The organism is Alkalihalobacillus phoenicis (assembly GCF_047302405.1).
GTDB lineage: Bacteria > Bacillota > Bacilli > Bacillales > Bacillaceae_D > Alkalihalobacillus.
Genome location: NZ_CP154853.1, coordinates 695,512 through 715,950 on the forward strand (window position 1 = coordinate 695,512; position 20,439 = coordinate 715,950).

Annotated in this window: 12 protein-coding genes; all 12 read left to right on the forward strand. The window is 37.6% G+C overall.

Translation table 11 applies throughout. The features are described 5' to 3' along the window. Positions 1–104 precede the first annotated feature (104 nt). The 12 genes from AA0017_RS03110 (at position 105) to AA0017_RS03165 (ending at position 20,429) form a co-directional block, all read left to right on the forward strand. The gene (locus AA0017_RS03110) at positions 105–1,073 is read left to right on the forward strand and encodes a LacI family DNA-binding transcriptional regulator (RefSeq protein WP_413379436.1); all 969 of its coding nucleotides are present in this window, start codon (positions 105–107) and stop codon (positions 1,071–1,073) included. A gap of 161 nt (positions 1,074–1,234) precedes the next feature. Beyond that, positions 1,235–2,617: an ABC transporter substrate-binding protein gene (locus tag AA0017_RS03115; RefSeq protein ID WP_413379439.1), complete on the forward strand. Its 1,383-nt coding sequence runs from the start codon at positions 1,235–1,237 to the stop codon at positions 2,615–2,617. A gap of 28 nt (positions 2,618–2,645) precedes the next feature. After that, positions 2,646–5,588, forward strand: a complete 2,943-nt coding sequence (locus AA0017_RS03120) for an extracellular solute-binding protein (protein WP_413379440.1) — start codon at positions 2,646–2,648, stop codon at positions 5,586–5,588. Further along, complete coding sequence (locus AA0017_RS03125; protein ID WP_413379442.1) at positions 5,575–6,465, forward strand: carbohydrate ABC transporter permease; 891 nt, start codon at positions 5,575–5,577, stop codon at positions 6,463–6,465. The genes AA0017_RS03120 and AA0017_RS03125 overlap by 14 nt, the downstream gene beginning before the upstream one ends. A 33-nt stretch (positions 6,466–6,498) precedes the next feature. Continuing rightward, on the forward strand, positions 6,499–7,377 hold the full coding sequence (locus tag AA0017_RS03130) for a carbohydrate ABC transporter permease (RefSeq protein ID WP_413379444.1): 879 nt from the start codon (positions 6,499–6,501) through the stop codon (positions 7,375–7,377). 18 nt (positions 7,378–7,395) lie between these two features. Then, entirely contained in the window at positions 7,396–9,417 is a 2,022-nt protein-coding gene (locus AA0017_RS03135) for a YIP1 family protein (protein WP_413379446.1), read from the forward strand. Continuing rightward, the gene (locus tag AA0017_RS03140) at positions 9,410–11,686 is read left to right on the forward strand and encodes a DUF5696 domain-containing protein (RefSeq protein ID WP_413379448.1); all 2,277 of its coding nucleotides are present in this window, start codon (positions 9,410–9,412) and stop codon (positions 11,684–11,686) included. Before AA0017_RS03135 ends, AA0017_RS03140 begins: the two co-directional genes overlap by 8 nt. Continuing rightward, a complete protein-coding gene (locus AA0017_RS03145; RefSeq protein WP_413379450.1) occupies positions 11,683–12,549 on the forward strand; it encodes a carbohydrate ABC transporter permease in 867 nt (288 codons plus the stop codon). The genes AA0017_RS03140 and AA0017_RS03145 overlap by 4 nt, the downstream gene beginning before the upstream one ends. Positions 12,550–12,562: 13 nt before the next feature. Then, entirely contained in the window at positions 12,563–13,528 is a 966-nt protein-coding gene (locus tag AA0017_RS03150) for a carbohydrate ABC transporter permease (protein WP_413379452.1), read from the forward strand. 17 nt (positions 13,529–13,545) lie between these two features. After that, positions 13,546–14,757, forward strand: a complete 1,212-nt coding sequence (locus AA0017_RS03155) for a glucoamylase family protein (protein WP_413379454.1) — start codon at positions 13,546–13,548, stop codon at positions 14,755–14,757. A gap of 161 nt (positions 14,758–14,918) precedes the next feature. Beyond that, the gene (locus AA0017_RS03160) at positions 14,919–17,075 is read left to right on the forward strand and encodes a glycoside hydrolase family 3 N-terminal domain-containing protein (protein ID WP_413379456.1); all 2,157 of its coding nucleotides are present in this window, start codon (positions 14,919–14,921) and stop codon (positions 17,073–17,075) included. Positions 17,076–17,084: 9 nt separating this feature from the next. Further along, positions 17,085–20,429 (forward strand): GH36-type glycosyl hydrolase domain-containing protein, encoded by a 3,345-nt coding sequence (locus AA0017_RS03165; protein ID WP_413379458.1) that lies wholly within the window; start codon positions 17,085–17,087, stop codon positions 20,427–20,429. Positions 20,430–20,439: the final 10 nt, after the last annotated feature.

Sequence of the window (20,439 nt, forward strand, 5' to 3'; positions counted from 1 at the left end):
ATCTTGTATTCGTTTTCTTAATGAATTATAATTCTAATTGAAACGTTTCAATTAGAGAAATGCTTGGTTGAAATCGTTTAATTTGTTGTAAAGAGGTTAGAGCATTGCCAACATTAAAAGATGTCGCAAAACGAGCAAATGTCAGTATCGCTACGGCTTCTTATGCTATCAATGGAAGTAAGTTAATTACACCAGAGACTAAAAATAAAGTATTAGTTGCTGCAAAGGAAATTGGCTATCATCCAAATGGTAGTGCCAAAAATTTAAAGAAAAATCGTAGTGAAATCATTGGTTTATTTTTAAGTGGATTTACCGGTCCTTTCTTTAATGAATTACTAGAAGGAATTCAAGATGTCGTGATTGAACGTGGCTATGAAATGGTTGTATGTGCAACGGTTGATAGACATCGCTTATTAATTGAAAAACATGTGGATGGTGCGATTATTTTAAACTATCACATTACCGATCAATTAATAGAGGATTTAGCGTCATCAAGAATGCCAATTGTGCTATTAGATCGGAAGGTGGAAGGCCCGTTTACTAAAAATGTTCTGTTGCCGAATGAGGCGGGGATTGAACAATCGGTTGAGCATTTGGTAAAAAAAGGACATAAGAGAATTGGGTTTATTGCTGGTGCGATTGACTCCTATGATGGAGAGACGCGTCTTAAAGGTTTTTTACAAGCAATGGAGAAGCATCAGATCCGTTTTTTACCAGAGGATTTAATTCGTGCCGATTTTACTGAATTAAGTGGACTGTTAAGTATGAAACAGTACTTAGAGGATCAACAGACGTATCCAACGGCCTTCATTTCTGCCAATGATGAGATGGCGATGGGAGCGATAAAAGCCGTACAGGAAAAAGGAATGTCAGTGCCAAATGATATCGCTTTTATCGGTTTTGATGATATTGCTCTTGCCCAATATTTTCAGCCACCATTAACAACGGTTCGTGTGTTAAAAAAACAATGGGGAATGGAAGCAGCCGAAACTTTATTCGAATTGTTAGAAGGAAAGAAGCATGTACAGGTTGAGCCAGTTCCAATAGAATTTATCTCACGTTCATCGACTTAATTTTATGTAAAACGATACAGAAGTTTCACTAAAGGCTTCTGTAACTGTATAAATTGAAACGTTTCAATTATTTTTTTAAATTGTAATTGTTAGATTTTCTCACGTGTAATAAAAAATGAGGATCTTGAATGAACCAGGATCTATAAAAGGAGAAAAGAGCTATGAAGAAAAAATCACTTGCGTTATTAACAGCAACAGCATTAAGTATTTTTGCGTTAGTTGGTTGTAGTAATGATAATAATGAAGAGCAAACGAATACAAATGGTGGTGAAGAAGAAGTCACGATTTCGATTGCAAGCTGGGCCTTTGGAACGGAGCAAGATCGTAATCTTGAGCGTGTGTTGATTGAAGCTTTTGAAGATGAATATCCACATATCAATGTTGAGATTGATGATTCTATCGATCCAGCGGATTGGAATGGGTCTTTATCCACAGCGGCAAGTGCGGGAGCGATGCCTGATGTTTTTATGCTTTCACAAGTGCCAACAGGACTTGCTAATGATTGGTTATTACCATTAAACGAAGTAACTGAAGGGGATGTTGATTTCACTAATATTCCTGATGCTGTTATACAAGCTGTCACATATGATGAAAATGTTTATGCAATCCCGGCAGCACAGCATTTCTTAGGTTATTTTGTAAACCAGGATCTTTTTGAAGAAGCTAATTTAAATGCTCCTGAATTTGGAATGGGACTTGATGATTTTAATGATGCTGTTCGTAGCATAACGAGTGTGAATAGTGGGGTCGTTGGTCTTAACCATCCATTCACGATTTTAGATTGGTATCCTGCAACGGCAAATGAGTCGATGGGATGGTACACATATAGCGATGAAGATGGTTTTAATATTAACAGTAATGAATTTATAAGTGGTGTTAATTTAGCGAACTCTTTTATCTCAAATGATTATACTTATGAGACGTTAACAGAAGATCAAAGAGCTAGTTTTAATGGTGAAGATGAAAATGAAGTTTGGTTTAACAGTGGAATTGCTTTTAAATGGGATGGTTCTTATGCAGCTGGTGTTTACGGAGAAAATGCAGACTTCAACTGGGACTTTGTCGGAATTCCTGGTGACCGTGTCGTTATGACAAATGACTTTTTCGGTCTTTCAAAAAGTACTGAGCATGCAGAAGAAGCTTATTTGTTAGCTAAATGGTTATCATTTGGTGAAGATGGATTCTTAAAACGTATCGACATTGTTGATAATGAAGAAGGATTTAGCTTAAGTTCAATGCCAATGACAACAAATGACGATGTATTAGATTCTTATTTTGAAAGAGTGGACGTTCCTGGGTTAAGACAAGCTTATGAAAATATTGATAATGCGGTAGTAGAACCAGTTAAAACGGTTCCTGGTTTTGCTCAATCTCGTTGGGAAGCACCAACAGGCATTTCAGTAGGGGAAGAAGCAAACGCTAATATTGCGGCATTATTAGATGCAGCTGTACGTGGTGAAATTAATATAGAGGACTATGCTAGTCAAGTTAACCAATTAGCGAATGAAAAATACGAAGAGGGTCTTGAAGCGATTAATAGGTAATGCTTAAGAAGTTAGGGAGGTAAAAATCATGAAATCTAAGATATTGTTTTGGTCGTTTATCATATTGATTTTAACTCCACAAGTAGTGGTTATAGCACAAGACGGTGATTCTTCTATTGATTCGACCGAGCAAGTCATAGAACCAAGTTACCACCTTATCCTCGACGAATGGAAGAGTAATGGGATTGATAGCACGGCAGCTTTTGACCGTGCTATCGCACCATCTTCTTTTAGTGGAGAAGAGAGTGAGCGGTTGCTAGAACAGTCAGAAAGTAAAGGGTACAACGATCGTGTATTCTATTGGCATAATCAAGAGTCTGTAAGCTTTAATGTGGAAGTAGAAGAGGAAGGTTTATACGAATTAAGTTTTGATTACTACCCTTTAGGAGATTTGATTGTTCCGATAGAAGGTGCTATTGAGATTAACGGAGAGTATCCGTATTTTGAAAGTAGAAGAATTGTCTTTCCTGTTAATTGGCAAAATGAGAGCAATGATTTTGACGTCGACCGTTTTGGGAATGAAATTATTCCAACACAAGTCCCGTTAGAAGAGTGGCATCATATAAAAGCCGTTGATTCTAGTCACATACATAGCCGCCCCCTCCAGTTTCATTTAGAAGAGGGAATGAATGAAATTAGCCTCGTAAATTTAAGAGGGGAGATGCTTCTAGGTGATGCGTATGTTACATCCGTTACAGAAATACCTATTTATGAAGAATATTTAAACAGTCATTCGGGTCTTGCGTATGAAGGAGATTATCAAGTTTATGAAGCTGAATATCCATATGTAAAAAACAGCTCTTATGTTCGACCGACTGCTGTTCAAGATCCTTCTGTTGTGCCTTATGAAAACGATCAGCTTCTATTAAATACATTTGGTGGAGATTCTTGGGCAAGACCAGGTCAATCTGTGACTTGGGAAGTAAATGTGGAGGAAACAGGATATTATCACCTTTCTTTTAAAGTGAAACAAAATCGTGATACGGGTTCACTAAGTTATCGCACGTTATCAATTAATGGAGAAATTCCATTTAAAGAAGTAGAACAGTACGCGTTTAAAAATAATAATAGCTGGTATAACGAAACGTTTAGTAATGACAAGGGTGAACCTTTTTATTTCTATTTAGAAGAAGGACGTAATGAGCTAACATTGGAATCGGACGCTTCTATTAATGGGAGAGTGCTTATTAAGATTAATGAAGTGATGGAAGGAATTGAGGAGCTTTCATTATCAATTCGTAAATTAACAGGAAATCAGCAGGACCGCTCAAGAGATTGGGTGATTAGCGACTACATTCCTGATATTGATGTAACACTATTAGATTGGGCTCGGCAATTACAAGAAGAAAAAGAGTATTTATTACAATTATCTTCAGGGTTCGAGACGACTGAAATTACTTCTTTAAAAATGGCAATTGATAAGCTTGTTGTGTTAGCTGAAGAACCAGATAGAATTCCGAATCAAATGTCGCAGCTTTCAGAAGGTTCGAATTCTTCGGCTCAGTTATTAGGAAATTTAATCGGTAGTTTACAAGTGCAACCACTAACCATCGATCGTTTTTATCTTCATACGGGTGAGGATATTCCTGCGCCAGAAGTAGGCTGGTGGACAAAGTCAAGAGAAGCGGTTGTTCGTTTTATCAATTCATTTAGACAGGATAACCTAGCGATGTCAGAAGTTCCTGAAGATACGATTGAAGTTTGGGTTAATCGCCCAAGGCAATATGTGGAGCTCTTGCAAAACATGGTTGACCAAAACTTCACACCAGAAACCGGAATTGAAGTGAAGTTTTCACTCATGCCTGATGAAGGAAAATTAATTTTAGCAAGTGCAGCGGATACTCAGCCTGATATCGCTTTTGGTATTAGTAATTGGCTCCCATATGAGTTAGCGATTCGTGGAGCGGCCGTTGATTTAAGACAATTTGATGATTTTGCTGAAGTTGGTCAAGAATTTGCATCGGGTGCTTTTCTTCCTTATATAGTAGAGGATGGTTTGTATGCATTACCTGAAACACAAGATTTTCATGTTCAGTTTTATCGCAGAGACATCATGGAAGCTCTTAATATTCCTGTACCCGATACGTGGGACGATGTAACCGCTATTTTACCGGAATTACAAAGATATGGTTTTAATTACTATACACCAATTGCAGGTGCTGTTGCTTTTAAGCCTTTCCAAACAACAGCTCCATTCATCTACCAATTTGGTGGCGACCTTTATGAAGAAGATGGCATTGGCACAAGAATTGATAGTGAAGAGTCGTTACAAGGGATTCAATTTATGGCTGAATTAAATACGCTTTATAGTACGCCATTACAAGTACCAAATTTCTATAATCATTTCCGATATTCGACTTTGCCAGTTGGAATCGCTGATTTTGGAACCTATGTACAGTTAACAGCTGCCGCACCAGAAATATCTGGCTGGTGGCAAATTGCTTTACATCCTGGGGTGGAGCAAGAGGATGGAACGGTTGCTAGATGGGCAACAGGATCTGGTCAATCAACGATGATTTTTGAAGGGAGTGACCTTCAGGAAGAAGCTTGGGAAGTTTTAAAATGGTGGATGTCTAGTGAAGTGCAAACAGAATTTGCAACAAGCTTGCAAACTTTATATGGACCAGAATATATGTGGAATACCGCAAATGTTGTCTCGTTTGGGCAACTACCTTTACCAGAAGAGCATAAAGAAGTGGTGCTTGAGCAATGGGAACATTTAAAAGAAGTTCCAAAAACACCATATGCTTATATGGTAGAACGTGAAATAAGTAATGTATGGAATACGATTGTTTTTGATGGGGAAACAACAAGGTCAGCTGTTGATGACGCGGTTGTAAACATCGATCGAGAAATGCGAAGAAAATTAGAAGAGTTTGGATATATCGAAAATGGTCAAGTTGTAAGGCCATATCGTATCCCGACTATTGAGCAGGTTGAAGGGTGGTTAGTGATTGATGAAGACGATTAAAAATCATGCGAGTACAGCGATATTTCTAGCCCCCTATTTATTAATGTTTTTAATCTTTATTGTGCTACCTGTCATGGCGGCTATCGGGTTATCCTTCACGTATTTTAATGCAATTGAAAGTCCAAGTTGGGTAGGGTTAAGTAATTATGTCAATTTAATTACTCAAGACGGCGTTTTTATGGAGTATATTATACCGAATACGCTCACCTTTGCCCTTATTGTTGGACCAGGTGGTTATGTCCTTTCTTTTATTTTGGCGTGGATGCTCGCTCAAATTTCCAAATTGCCGAGAATGATTTTAGCTTTGATTATCTATTCTCCTTCTATGACAGCAGGTATCGCCATGGGAGTTGTCTGGAAGATTATCTTTAGTGGTGATGAGACAGGTTATCTAAATAACATGTTAGTAACATTAGGGGTCATTCTTGAACCGATTCAATGGTTACAATCACCTGAACATCTTATGATGATTATGATTGTCGTGACGATATGGGGAAGTATGGGTGTTGGATTTTTAGCGATGCTATCAGGTGTTTTAAATATTAATAAGGAAATCTACGAGGCAGCCTACATCGATGGAATTAGAAATAGATTTCAAGAAATTATTTATATTACGATTCCTTCGATGAAACCTCAAATGCTCTTTGGTGCTGTTATGGCTGTTGTGGGTACATTTTCAGCTGGTGCCATCGGAGTTGAATTATCTGGAGCTAATCCAACACCACAATATGCAGGTCAATTAATGGTGAACCATTTAGAAGATTATGGATTTATTCGTTATGAAATGGGTTATGCTGCTGCAATCTCTGTTTGTTTGTTGATATTTATCTATCTATTCTCTAAAGTAGCTTGGAGATTATTTGGAGAGAAGGATTAATTGCGTGGAATTTTCCTATTAGGGGTGTAAACTATGTCATCTTTTCAAGGTACAAAAATAAATCCTGATAAATTTCACCGTAGCCAAATTAAGTTTTATTTATTTTTACTTCCATTAGCTGTGTTTATGGCGTTACCGATCGTATATATATTTATGCACGCTTTTAAACCGCTTGATGAGTTATTTGCTTATCCGCCAAGGTTTTTTGTACAAAAACCAACGTTACAAAACTTCACGGATTTATTTAGCATAACGAGTGCTACAGGTGTTCCTGTTTCTAGGTATTTATTTAACAGCTTTATCATTACAACCGCGGTCGTCTTTTTGACCGTATTAATTAGTACAATGGCAGGTTATGCCTTATCAAAAAAACGATTTAAGTTAAAGAAAACGATTTTTGAAATCAATACATTAGCTTTAATGTTTGTTCCAGCAGCTGTTACAATTCCAAGATATTTATTAATGGATGAAATTGGTTTATTGGACAACTTTTTAGCTCATATATTTCCACTCTTAGCGATGCCGGTTGGTTTATTTTTAGTGAAGCAGTTTATTGACCAGATTCCAAACGAGTTAATTGAAGCGGCCCAAATGGACGGAGCGTCTGATTATCGGATTTTTTGGCAAATTGTCATGCCGCTTGTGAAACCGGCTGTTGCTACTATTGCTATTTTATCGTTCCAACTCGTTTGGAATAGCGTTGAGACATCCGTGTTATACGTGAATGATGAGAATTTAAAAACATTCTCCTTCTTTATGTCGACATTAGCTTCAGATACATCTGGTAATACAGTAGCGGGACAAGGGATGGCTGCGGCTGCCTCATTGATTATGTTTGTTCCTAACTTAATTATCTTTATCATTTTACAAAGTCAAGTCATGAATACGATGGCCCATTCAGGAATCAAATAAACAATAGGAGGTAGGGACATGAGAAAATTTTTGATCGCTGCATTTAGTCTTCTTCTCATCGTATTGTTTCCCTTACAATCGCTTGCGGCTGATTCAGTTTCTTATAAAACAGAAACATTATCAGCAGATGGAGAAGTAATTGAAACACAAACAGCCTATATTCCTATTGGTTTATTTGGGCAAGATGTAGAATTGCTCAACCCTGAGGATTTGTTTATTGATGAAATGAATGAAGTCTATATAGCAGATTCAGGGACGCAAGTAGTCACAAGAATGAGTGACAATGGAGAAGTGATTCAAGTATATGGGGAAGGCATTTTACAACAACCACTTGGAATTTTTGTAGATGAAGAAAAGAATTTATACGTCGCTGATTATGCAAAGGAAGCTGTTCTTAAATTCGATGATACTGGGGAGCTTTTGTTCGAATACACAAGACCAGAATCTCCTTTATTTGGGGTTAATTCTCCTTATAAACCACAAAAGTTATCGGTTGATCAGCGGGGGAATCTATACATTATCGGGGAAGGATCCACAAACGGAATTATCCAATTAAATCAAGATGGAGAGTTTCTTGGATTTTTTGGAGTGAATACAACCCGACCGACCATAGGATCTTTTATTACGGATATGCTCACAACGGAGCGACAAAGAGCCAGTATGTTCATGAGAGTTCCGCCAGCTCCTAATAATATTACGATTGATGATAGAGGACTATTATATACGATTACTTCTGGAACAGAATGGGAAGCGATTCGTCAGCTTAATATTGCAGGGCTTAATATGCTCTCGCCAGATGTGACCGATAGAACAAATTTACGTGATATCGCGATCGGTACGATAGGAAATATTTATACAGTAGGTAACGATGGTATTATTTACGAGTATGATAGTGCCGGTGATTTATTATTTATGTTCGGGGGGCGTGAGGATGGTTCCAACCGTCTTGGATTATCGATGCAACCGTCTGGGATCGAGGTTGATAATCTCGGCAGATTGTATGTCACGGACAAAGAGCAAGGGTTAGTCCAAGTCTTTGAGCCAACCGATTTTACGACGATTCTTCATCAAGGGCTTGCCTTGTATGCTGAAGGTCATTACATCGAAAGTGAAGATTATTGGAATGAAGTATTACGATTAAACTCCTCATTTGGTTTGGCTCATAAAGCGTTAGGACAGGCCTTATATAAACAACAGCTTTATAATGAAGCCGCTTATGAGTTTGAATTAGCTCAAGATCGAGAAAACTATTCTGATGCTTTTTGGGAAATTCGCTATCAGTGGCTCCAAGAAAACTTAAGTCTTGTTTTTGTATTATTAATCGCATTTTTGACATTAAGAGCTCTTTTAAAGTTTTTAGATAAACGTTATGAAACGTTACGGCCAATAAAGGAGAAAAAGGAAGCTTTTAAAAAGCAGAAATTAATGAGTGAATTGTTGTTTTTATTTCGATTTCTTAAAAAGCCACTTGATAGTTTGTACTATTTACGTGTGGATGAACGAGCTTCGATTCTGTCGGCGACGATTTTATATGTTGTGTTTGTTACCGAATATTTATTAACGATTTATTGGACTGGTTTTTTATTTAATACACGTTCTACGGAACAAATTACTCTCTTTTTTGAAATAGGGACGGTACTAGTGCCCCTCGCTTTATTTATTGTTACGAACTATTTAGTCAGTACGATTACAGATGGGGAAGGTCGATTCCGTCACGTGTATATTGGAACGATTTATTCGTTAGCACCACTGATTATTTTTATTATCCCGATAACATTAATTTCAAATGTTTTAACTTATAATGAAGCTTTCCTTTATCAATTTCCCTTACAAATTATTATTATTTGGTCATTGATTCTCTTGTTTTTAATGATTAAGGAGCTTCATGATTTTACCGGGATGGGAACGGTTCGAAATATTGTCGTGACGATTTTTGGAATGTTTATTATGGTGTTAATTTTCTTTGTACTATATGTATTGGTCGACCAATTAGTAGACTTTATTTGGTCGTTCATTCAGGAGGTGGTTCTTCGTGTTTAAGAAATGGAGATGGTTATTGCTTGTCATTATGATTGTCTTTCCGGTTCAAGTTTTGGCCGCCCTTTCTGATGATGATCCAGAAACCGAAGTATCCGAAATTCAAGAAGAGCTGCAAAATGAAGCTCTTAGATATTCTTCTAATCAATTTACTTTACCTGAAGAGGAAGTAGAAGAATGGTCAGAGGGAGAGTTTGATTTAACTGGATACGATTTTGTGACAGAAAATGAACAGTTACAGCTTTATGTAGAGAGTGATTCATTAGCCATTAAAGTAGTAGATAAACGAACAGGTTATGTCTGGAGTTCAGGTATTCAAGCCGACCATGAATTTAATTTGAACAATACATGGACAAGTCTAGCTCGTTCAGCTGTGACGATTCAGTACATCGATTGTCGTGGCAATATTCAATCTGAAAGTATTTTAACAAATGAAGTTGAAGTAAATATTGATAGGGAGATAGACGGCTTCTCAGCTATCATTCCATTTGATGCCGGTATTACCGTTCGCTTAGAAGTAGCATTAACTGACGATGGTCTTGAGCTGTTAATTCCATATGAAACGATAACCGAAGAAGACAATCAGTTAGTCATGTTAAGGTTATATCCTTTTTTAGGGGCTGTTCATCAGAATGAAGTGAATGGTTATATGTTTATTCCGGACGGTAGTGGGGCTTTGATCCGTTTTCAGGACGGAAATTTAGGGGCCTTGTCACCTTATCAAGCTTTTGTCTATGGGAAGGATGAGGCGTTTAAACGAACACCTCAAAGTAGTACGACAAGAACCAATCCCCGGCAACAGGTGTCGATGCCGGTCTATGGTGTCGTTCACGGTGCTAATCAAAATGGTTTTGTTTCTCTTATTGAGGAAGGTAGCGAGTTCAGTGAAATTATCGCTTTTCCATCTGGGGTCTCAACAGATTTTAATTGGGTCACCTCTCAATATCATTATCGCTATGAATATTACCAGCCAACAAGTCAAAGTATGAGTGGATTTAATGCTTATCAAGAAGACATGAATCAATTTGATATCAAACAGCAAATCAAGTTTCTAGTAGAAGAGGAAGCGAACTATGTTGGGATGGCTCATGTGTATCAAGACTACCTCATTCAAGAAGGGAATCTAGCTAAACAAAAGGATGAAGTCGATATTCGCCTCGAATTTTTAGGAGGGGAAGTGAAGACAGGTCTTTTATGGAATTCCATTTACCCGATGACGGAAGTCGCCAAATTACCTGAATATGTGGAACGTTTGAAAGCACAAGATGTTGAGAACATGCATCTTGTATACCGTGGATGGACAAAGGGTGGGATTTCTGGTACACTTCCGCAAAAATTCCCGGTTGATCGCAAATTAGGTGGTAAACAGGATGTATTGGAAGTAACCGAATACATGGATGAGCAACAAATTCCGTTCTATTTTCAAACCGATTATTCTTCAGCCCATGCAAATGCTTCAGGATACTCGGGGAGGACTGATGTTGCTAGAAAGATGAATGCTGAAACAATTACAGTTAACTCAGGGGAAGAACGCTATTTTATTTTAAATCCAGAAAGATCATTAAAAATGGCTCAAGAGGATGTTTCGGACTTTAATGAACATAATATTTCTCGATTAGCGATTGAGCAAAGTGCTCAAATATTGTTTTCAAATTATGCCGGACAAACACATTCAACAAGAGCTGAGATGAAAGAGACTTATGAGCAAATGTTTGAGGAGTTACAAGCGGGGGTTGGCCCGTTAGCTCTTTATCAACCTTTTGATTATATGTGGTCTCATATGGAACGCTATTTAGACATTCCGATGTATTCATCTAATTATCGTTATGTGACAGACACGGTGCCTTTTATACAAATAGTCTTAAAGGGTTATGTTCCTTATTATGGTCCACATTCAAACTTTCATTTTAATTCGGAAGAAGAGTTGTTAAGAATGATTGAATTTGGAGCCTATCCATCTTTCTATTTAACAACCGAACCTTCTCATTTATTAATGCACACGCCATCAAAATCATTGTACACATCACAGTACAACGATTGGGAAAAAGGCATTGTCTATCAGTATCAAATGGTCAAAGATAGCCTAGGTGAAGTGGAAGGTGAATCCATCATATCAAGAACTGTTCATGAATCAGGGGTTGTAGAAGTAGGCTACTCCAATGATAAATCAATCTTCGTCAATTACACGAACGAACCTTATGTGGTCGATGAAGTTGAAATTGAGATCGAAGCTAGAGGGTTTAAAGTAATCGACTGGGGGATTCAGTCATGAAACAACTATCATTAAAGACGAAGAAAAGTTTAATCGGCTATACCTTTATTTTACCTTGGGTTCTCGGGTTTCTCGTATTCACATCGATACCATTAGTGTATTCACTTTATTTAAGTTTCCAGGATGTGACGATTACAACACAAGGAATTCAAACCGACTTTGTTAAGTTTGATAACTATGAATATGCCTTTGCTGTCGATGCTCAATTTACCCAAATCTTTTTAGTCTTTTTAAGAGAGCTAGCATTATCTGTACCAATTATTATTGTCTTTTCGTTAATTATTGCTCTATTACTAAATCAGCCCATTCGGTTCAAAAATTTCTTCCGGACTATCTTTTTTTTACCGGTTATTATCGCAAGTGGTCCTGTTATTAGTAAGTTAAACGATCAAGGAGTAACCTCTATTCCATCTATAGAAGAATATGCGATTTTTGCGACGATAATGGCTGGGACAGATGGGTTGATTAATACGATTATCATTTATTTAATGGATAATCTGATCATGATTTTATGGTATTCAGGTGTTCAAATTCTCATCTTCTTAGCAGCCTTGCAAAAGCTTGATAAACAAGTGTATGAATCGGCGAAAATTGATGGTGCATCCAATTGGGAGTGCTTCTGGTTAGTGACATTACCAAGCATCTTTCCAATGATTATTGTGAATACGATTTTTACGATCGTCATGTATTCTATCTTTGCGATTAATCCGGTCATTAACCATATTCAAAGTAATATGTTCCGAATTGATACGGGATTTGGTTATGCCTCTGCCTTATCATGGATCTATTTTATTGTCATTACGTTCGTTATTGCACTAAGTGTAGGCTTACTGTCAATAAGAACGAGAAAAAAGTACTCATAAAGGGTGGATTCAAATGATAAAAAAAGGAATCTCACAAGATAGAAAAAAGAATACAGGCGTCGACTTTATGAAGGTGAGAAGATTTTTCCTAGGTATTCAAGGAAAAGATGGCTTTTTATTAAAGTTTGTTGTTTATGGGTTACTCATTGGCATCGGGTTTGTTTATTTATACCCGCTTATCTATATGGGTTCCTATAGTTTAAAATCGCTTGATGACTTATTAAATCCTTTAGTGAACTGGGTTCCAACAGGGTGGTATTTGGAGAATTATGTTCGGGCGATGCAAGTGCTTGATTTCTGGCCAACCTTATTACAAACGCTTTATGTTACGGCTCTACCAGCAATCGTGCAAACAGCCGTTGCAGGCGTGATTGGGTATGGGTTTGCTAGATTTCAATTTCCATTAAAGAAAACATTGATTGTCTTCGTTTTGGCGACTTTTATTATCCCGCCACAAGTGTTAATGATTCCAAGATACGTCTTTTTTAATGAGCTAGGAATCTTAGGCAATATTCAATCGTTTTTATTGCCTGCACTATTTGGGCAAGGATTAAATAGTGCAATTTTCATCCTGATTTTCTATCAATTCTTTAAAATGATTCCACAATCATTAGAGGAAGCTGCCCAACTCGATGGAGCGGGATACTTTCGAATTTTTGCGACGATTGCGGTTCCGATGGCTGGACCAGCGATTATTATCTCGTTTCTTTTCTCATTCGTTTGGTATTGGAATGAAACGTCGCTTGCAGCGATTTATTTTGGTAATTCATTAACGACTTTACCATTAGAATTAAATCGGTTTGTCGCAACGTATGAACAAATGTATGCAGGGGATATGGGAACTTCTGAAACGACAATTAATGAAGGGATAAATATGGCGGGAACGATGCTTTCGATTCTCCCATTATTAATTGTTTACTTCTTAACACAAAGATGGTTTGTTGAAGGTGTAGATCGTTCGGGTATTACTGGAGAATAAATAGGGGAGTGAAAATTTTGACAACATTTAATTTACTTGACGAAGAAGTAAGACGTAGCTTTGATTTTTTCTGGAAGGAAGCAAATACAGATAAAGAAAGCCCTGGGTATGGATTGATTTTAGATAAAACAGGTAGTGATAGTACGGAAGTAGCGAGTATTGCCTCTGTTGGTTTTGGTTTATCAGCGATTGTGATTGGGGTAGAAAGAAATTGGATTACGTTTGAAGAAGGTTATGAACGAACAAAAGGAACATTGGAAACATTCCTTTATAATGTCGATCATGTCGGTGGATTTTTCTTTCATTTTTTAAATATGAAAACAGCAAAACGATATGAAGAATACCATGATTGTGCTTCGATTATAGATACATCCCTTTTCTTAAATGGTGCTGTGACATCAGCAGAATATTTTGGTGGTGAGATTAAAGAACTGTTTGAAAAGATTTATCAGCGTGTCGATTGGACTTTATACTATGACAAAGATCGCAATTTATTCTTTATGGGGTATCAAGAGGAAACAGGTGGTTTTGGTCAGTGGGACATGTATGCTGAACAAATGATGCAATACATTCTTGGGGTCGGTTCACCAACTCATCCAGTGCCAAAAGAAATTTATGATGGGTTTGAAAGACGTTTAGGAACATACGGAGAGTATGAATTTTATAATTCTCCAGGTGGTGCCTTGTTTACCCACCAATTCTCACATGCTTGGTTTAATTTTAAAGGTATTAAAGATAAAGATGGAATTGATTGGTTTGAAAACTCAGTAAAAGCCTCATTAGCAAGTCGTCAATTCAGTATTGATAATCCAGAAAATCTTAAAACGTATCACAAAAATGCTTGGGGTTTAACAGCTTGTGAAGGACCAACTGGTTATATTGTACCTGGTACTCCTCCTTTTTACGAAGAGGTAAAGGTACAATTTGATGGGACGGTTCCGCCTTGTGGTCCAGCTGGTTCAATTGTATTTACACCAAAAGAATCAATTGAAGCACTAGAATATATGTACGAAAATCATCCAAAACTTTGGGGTGAATATGGTTTTATGGACTCCTATAATTTAGATGTAGAATCAGCTTGGTACGCTGAACGTGTGATTGGAATTGATAAAGGGATTACGTTATTAATGCTTGAAAACTATCGTTCCGGATTAATTTGGAACCTTTATATGAAAAACAAGTACGTTCAAAAGGCAAAAGAGCTTTTAGAGTGGAAAGAAGAGAAGTAAGCATTCTATTTTTGAACAAAAACGGGGCAAGCTGCATACCCTCGATTGCTGCGGGTATGCAGCTGGATAACCTATTTTTTCAGTAGCTTCGCTCTTATATAGCTTGAGGGAGAGCTATGCCTTTCAATTGAAACGTTTCAATGAAAACTTGGAGGTGCAACATGGATATTCATTCACTTATAAAAGAGATGACATTAGAAGAAAAAATTGATCAGCTTATTCAGCTTGCGACTTTTTTCTATGATGGTGCTTATACAGAGGGAGAAATTACAGGCCCAATGGAGGACCTTGGGATAACAAAGGAGACGATTCATAATAGTGGATCCGTGTTAGGTGGTTCAGGAGCAAGTGAAGTAAAGTCCATTCAAAGGGCTCACTTAGAATCAAATCGATTAGGCATTCCGTTATTAATTATGGCTGATATTGTTCATGGTTTTAAAACGATATTTCCAGTTCCACTTGCGATCGGATGTTCATTTGATACGCAATTGGCAGAAAAAAGTGCTCAGATTGCCGCACTAGAAGCCGCCGTATCCGGTGTTCATGTGACCTTTGCTCCAATGGTTGATCTAGTCCGTGACCCTCGCTGGGGACGAGTGATGGAATCAACTGGTGAAGATCCGTTCTTAAATGCCGAATTTGCCAAAGCGTTTGTTCGTGGATTCCAAGGTGAGGATGTATCTAAGGATCATCATCGTGTCGCAGCGTGTGTGAAGCATTTTGCTGCTTATGGGGCTGGAGAAGGTGGACGTGATTATAATACGGTGGATATGTCGGAACGTCAATTACGCGAGTCCTATTTACCAGCCTATAAAGCGGCATTAGATGAAGGGTGCGAAATGGTCATGACCGCTTTTAATACGGTCGATGGGATCCCAGCAACCGGTAATAAAAAGCTAATGCGGGAACTATTACGCGATGAATGGGGTTTTAATGGGGTTATCATATCAGATTGGGGTGCTGTGAAAGAGCTGATTCCACATGGTATCGCAGCAGATAAAAAAGAGGCAGCTAAAAAAGCGATCGAAGCAGGCGTAGATATTGAAATGATGACTTCTTGTTATGCAGGTCATTTAGAAGAACTCGTTACAGCTGGAGAGATTGAAGAGAAGTTAATTGATGAATCAGTCATGCATATTTTAGAGCTTAAAGAAAAGTTAGGTTTATTTGAGAACCCATATCGTGGGGCGGATGAAGAACTTGAACAAAAGGTTATCTTAAGTGAAGAACATCGTCAAGTAGCTTATGAACTAGCAACAAAATCAAGTGTATTACTTAAAAATGATTCCATTCTTCCTTTACAAAAGGAACAAAAAGTGGCCTTAGTCGGTCCTTTTGCTAACAACACAGATATTCTTGGTCCATGGTCTTGGCAAGGAAGTCGTGAAAAGGCTATAAACCTTGAACAAGCTTTTAAATCTAAATTAAAGGCAGATAAGCTAACGCTCGCTCCTATTGCTGAAATCGAATCTATGACAGCGGAAGAATTAGCAGCAGCGCTAGAGATAGGAAAAGAAGCGGATGTCATTGTTCTTGCTTTAGGGGAAGCATCTGAAATGAGCGGTGAAGCAGGGAGTTTAGCAGATATTCGTTTACCAGTTGCTCAATTAAAGCTTGTGAATAGGATGAAAGAATTAAATAAGCCGATTGTAGCGGTTTTATTTAATGGACGTCCACTTGATTTAGATGGTGTGATTGATGAAGTGGAGGGTCTGTTAGAAGCATGGTTCCCAGGTTCAGAAGGAGGAAGAGCGATTGCCGATTTATTATATGGTGATGTTAATCCATCGGCAAAACTTTCGATGTCCTTCCCTTATCATGTTGGACAGATTCCTGTTTACTACAACCATTTTAACACGGGTCGACCAAAGGGAGCACTAGATGCTCAAGTCCGTTATGTCTCACAATATTTAGATATTCCGAATGAACCGCTATTGCCATTTGGTTTTGGTTTAAGTTATACGACCTTTGAATATAAGAATGCCTCATTATCTCACCAGGAACTTAAGGTAGGCGAGAAATTAACGGCTACGGTTACAGTCTCAAACGAGGGTGATGTTTATGGTGAAGAGGTCGTACAGCTCTATATACGTGATTTAGTTGGTGAAATCGTCCGGCCGGTCAGAGAATTAAAAGCTTTTGAAAAAATCTCGTTACAACCAGGTGAAGCAAAAGAAGTATCTTTTGAAATTACTGAAGAAATGCTTCGTTATCATCACGCTGACTTATCGTTTACGAGTGATGCTGGTCAGTTCGACATCTTCATCGGTACAAACAGTCAAGAAGGAAAAAAATTAAGCTTTACATTATTACATTAAGGGGTTTTTATGATGAAAATAGCTCAGTCAACATACACAGTAGCGGCAGGTGACTATCAATTTCGCTTTTTAAATAGTGGGGATATTTTTGAAGTTACCCATCAGCATGTCATGATTAACCAATGGATGTCCAATCCTGTTGATGGTTCAATGAATAATTTATATTTACGTATTTACCGTGAAGAGGGAATTCAAGCTTTTCCATTACTAGGTGTTCAATCAAACAGTGAAGTCCAATTTTCAGATTCAGAAGTAGTTTGGTGTGGCAGCGTTGAAGGGATCTCTTATAAAGTATCCTTTCAGTTATCAACGTTAGGTGTTTGGTTTTGGAATATTAGATTAGATGGTGCTGATGAAAAAGTTGATATCATTTATGGACAAGACATCGGTTTAGCTGATAAAGGGGCCGTTCGAAATAATGAAGCGTATCTTGCTCAGTATGTTGATCATAAAGTATTTGAAGACAAAGAAAAAGGTTATATTCTTTGCTCACGCCAAAATCAAAGACAATCATCTGGTTTCCCTTATTTACAGCAAGGAGCTTTATCTAAAGCAGTAGGCTATTCAACTGACGGGTTTCAATTTTTCGGGTTATCTTATAAAGAAACGAATCGACCAGAAATTTTATTAAAAGAGAGTTTAGCTAACCAAATTTATCAATATGAGTTTGCATACAGTGCGTTACAATCTGAAGCGACTACCTTAAATGGAACGGCTCAATTCACATTCTATGGTCTCTTTTTAGGAAATCATGAAGCCGCCATTGAAAAACTAGAATATCAAGATATTGTTGCCGCTGCTTGGGAGGAAGTACAGTCGGGGGATACAAAGACTTTTGAAAAGGTAGCAAAAGTTCAGAAGGAAGAGCAAGTGGGAGCTCCGTTACAAACCGTTTCATTTACGAATGAAGAGCTTGAAAAAATGTATCCAAACCGTCATCAAGAAGAGAAAGAAGGAGAAAATTTGCTGTCTTTCTTTACGGATACGTATGAGCATGTCGTCTTAAAAGAAAAAGAACTCATTGTTGAACGTCCACATGGTCATATCATTATGAGTGGTCATAACGATAAATTAAATGATTCGGTCATAACCTCTACTTCCTATATGTATGGATTATTTAACGCTCAATTAGTTGTTGGTAATACAAACTTTAATAAGTTACTATCTAATGCTAGAAATCATTTAAATGTTAGTAAAACATCTGGACAACGAATCTATGTTCAATTGAAGGATACTTATCAATTATTAACAATGCCATCTTTATATGAAATTGGCTTTAACTATGTTCGCTGGTATTATAAAACAGCAGGTGAGATGTTTATCATTACCAATTATACAAGCGTTGACACTCCTGAAGTACAATTAGAATTCAAAACACAATCAGGAAAAGCGTATCGTTATTTTGTTACAAACCAAGTGACAATGAACACCAATGAGCACGATCAGCCTTATCATTTTACAGAAAAAGGTAACATTATTACATTTAAAGCGGCTGAACATGCAGATAGCTCCAATATTTATCCGAATCTTACTTATCGTGTACGTTTAGCAGGAGCGGAATTTAAATTAGTTGATGAGACAGCTCTCGTCACAAATGTTGAAGCAAATAGTGCGTCATTAATGGTCTTTGATCTTGAGGAGTCAAATGAGTGGACAATGACGATTCAAGGGTTGTTGAACGGTCAAGAGCTTCCATTTAACGAAACAAAGCTTGAAATTGAAAAAGAAAAGTATCGTAATTACTTCCGTCAAGTAATGAACGGTTTTCATTTAACTCAAAGGGAAAAAGTGACTGAAGAATTACAAAAAGTCAATGCACTAGCTTGGTGGTATACGCACAACATGCTCGTTCATTTCTCTGTCCCGCACGGATTGGAACAATACGGTGGAGCGGCATGGGGAACACGAGACGTTTGCCAAGGACCAACGGAATATTTTATGGCGACTCAAAACTATGAGTCTGTGAAAGAAATTATTAAAACCGTCTATACCCATCAATATGACAATGATGGCAACTGGCCTCAATGGTTTATGTTTGATAAATACTCGCATATTAAAGCGGGTGAAAGTCATGGGGACATTATCGTTTGGCCACTTAAAGTAGTTAGTGATTATCTCATCGCAACAGAAGACTATTCGATTTTAGAAGAAAAAGTCCCGTTTACAAAACGGAGCGACTTTAAACAAACAGAAGAGTTGTATACCATTTTAGACCATATTAAAAAGCAACTAGAGTATATAAAAACTCACTTTGTCCATGATACGTATCTTTCTTCTTATGGAGATGGAGATTGGGACGATACATTACAGCCAGCAAACCCGCAATTAAGAGAGTTTATGGTCAGTAGTTGGACCGTTTCTTTGACGTACCAGGTGCTTCGTAATTTCTCTGTGGCAATAAAAGGTATGTTTGTAGAAGAATCAGCTGAGCTAACTAAAATCGTCCGTGGAATTGAAAAAGACTTTCATGAATATATGCTTTCAACCGAGACGATTCCGGGGTTTGTTTATTTAGAAAAACCAAATCAGGCAGAACTCATGCTTCATCCAGAGGATACGAAAACAGGCATTAATTATCGTTTATTACCAATGACTCGTAGTATGATAGGGGAATTATTAACTCCAGAACAAGCTGAGTCTCATTATGAATTGATTAAAGAGAAGCTTTCTTGTCCAGATGGTGTTCGTTTAATGAATCGTCCAGCCCAATACCGTGGTGGTGTTAGTACGAACTTCCAACGTGCCGAGCAAGCGTCCAACTTCGGGCGTGAAATTGGGCTACAATATGTTCATGCTCACATTCGTTTTGTAGAAGCGATGGCGAAAATTGGGAAAGTCGATGAGGTTTGGAAAGGGCTACAAACTATTAATCCGGTAGGTATTCAAGATGTTGTTCCAAATGCTGAAAGAAGACAAAGTAATTCGTATTTCAGTAGTTCAGACGGGAAGTTCAACGATCGTTATGAGGCACAAGATCATTTTGGAAAACTACGTGATGGTTCGGTTGCTGTAAAAGGTGGATGGAGAATTTACTCAAGTGGCCCTGGAATCTACATGAATCAATTGATTTCGAATTGTTTAGGGATTCGTCAAGAATCAGGAGATTTAATCATTGATCCAGTCATCCCAAATGAACTTAACGATTTAACGTTTGACTATAAGTTTTATGGACAAACGGTCACATTCGTGTATCACTTAAACCAAAAAGAGAAATTCATTTCAGTGAATGGCCAAAAGGTAGAGGCAGATGTCATTCAAAACCGTTACCGTCAAGGTGGATGGAAAATACAAAAAAATCACCTTGAAAACTTATTAAATGTTGAACAGAAGAATGTGATTGATATTTATTTATAAAAATAAAACC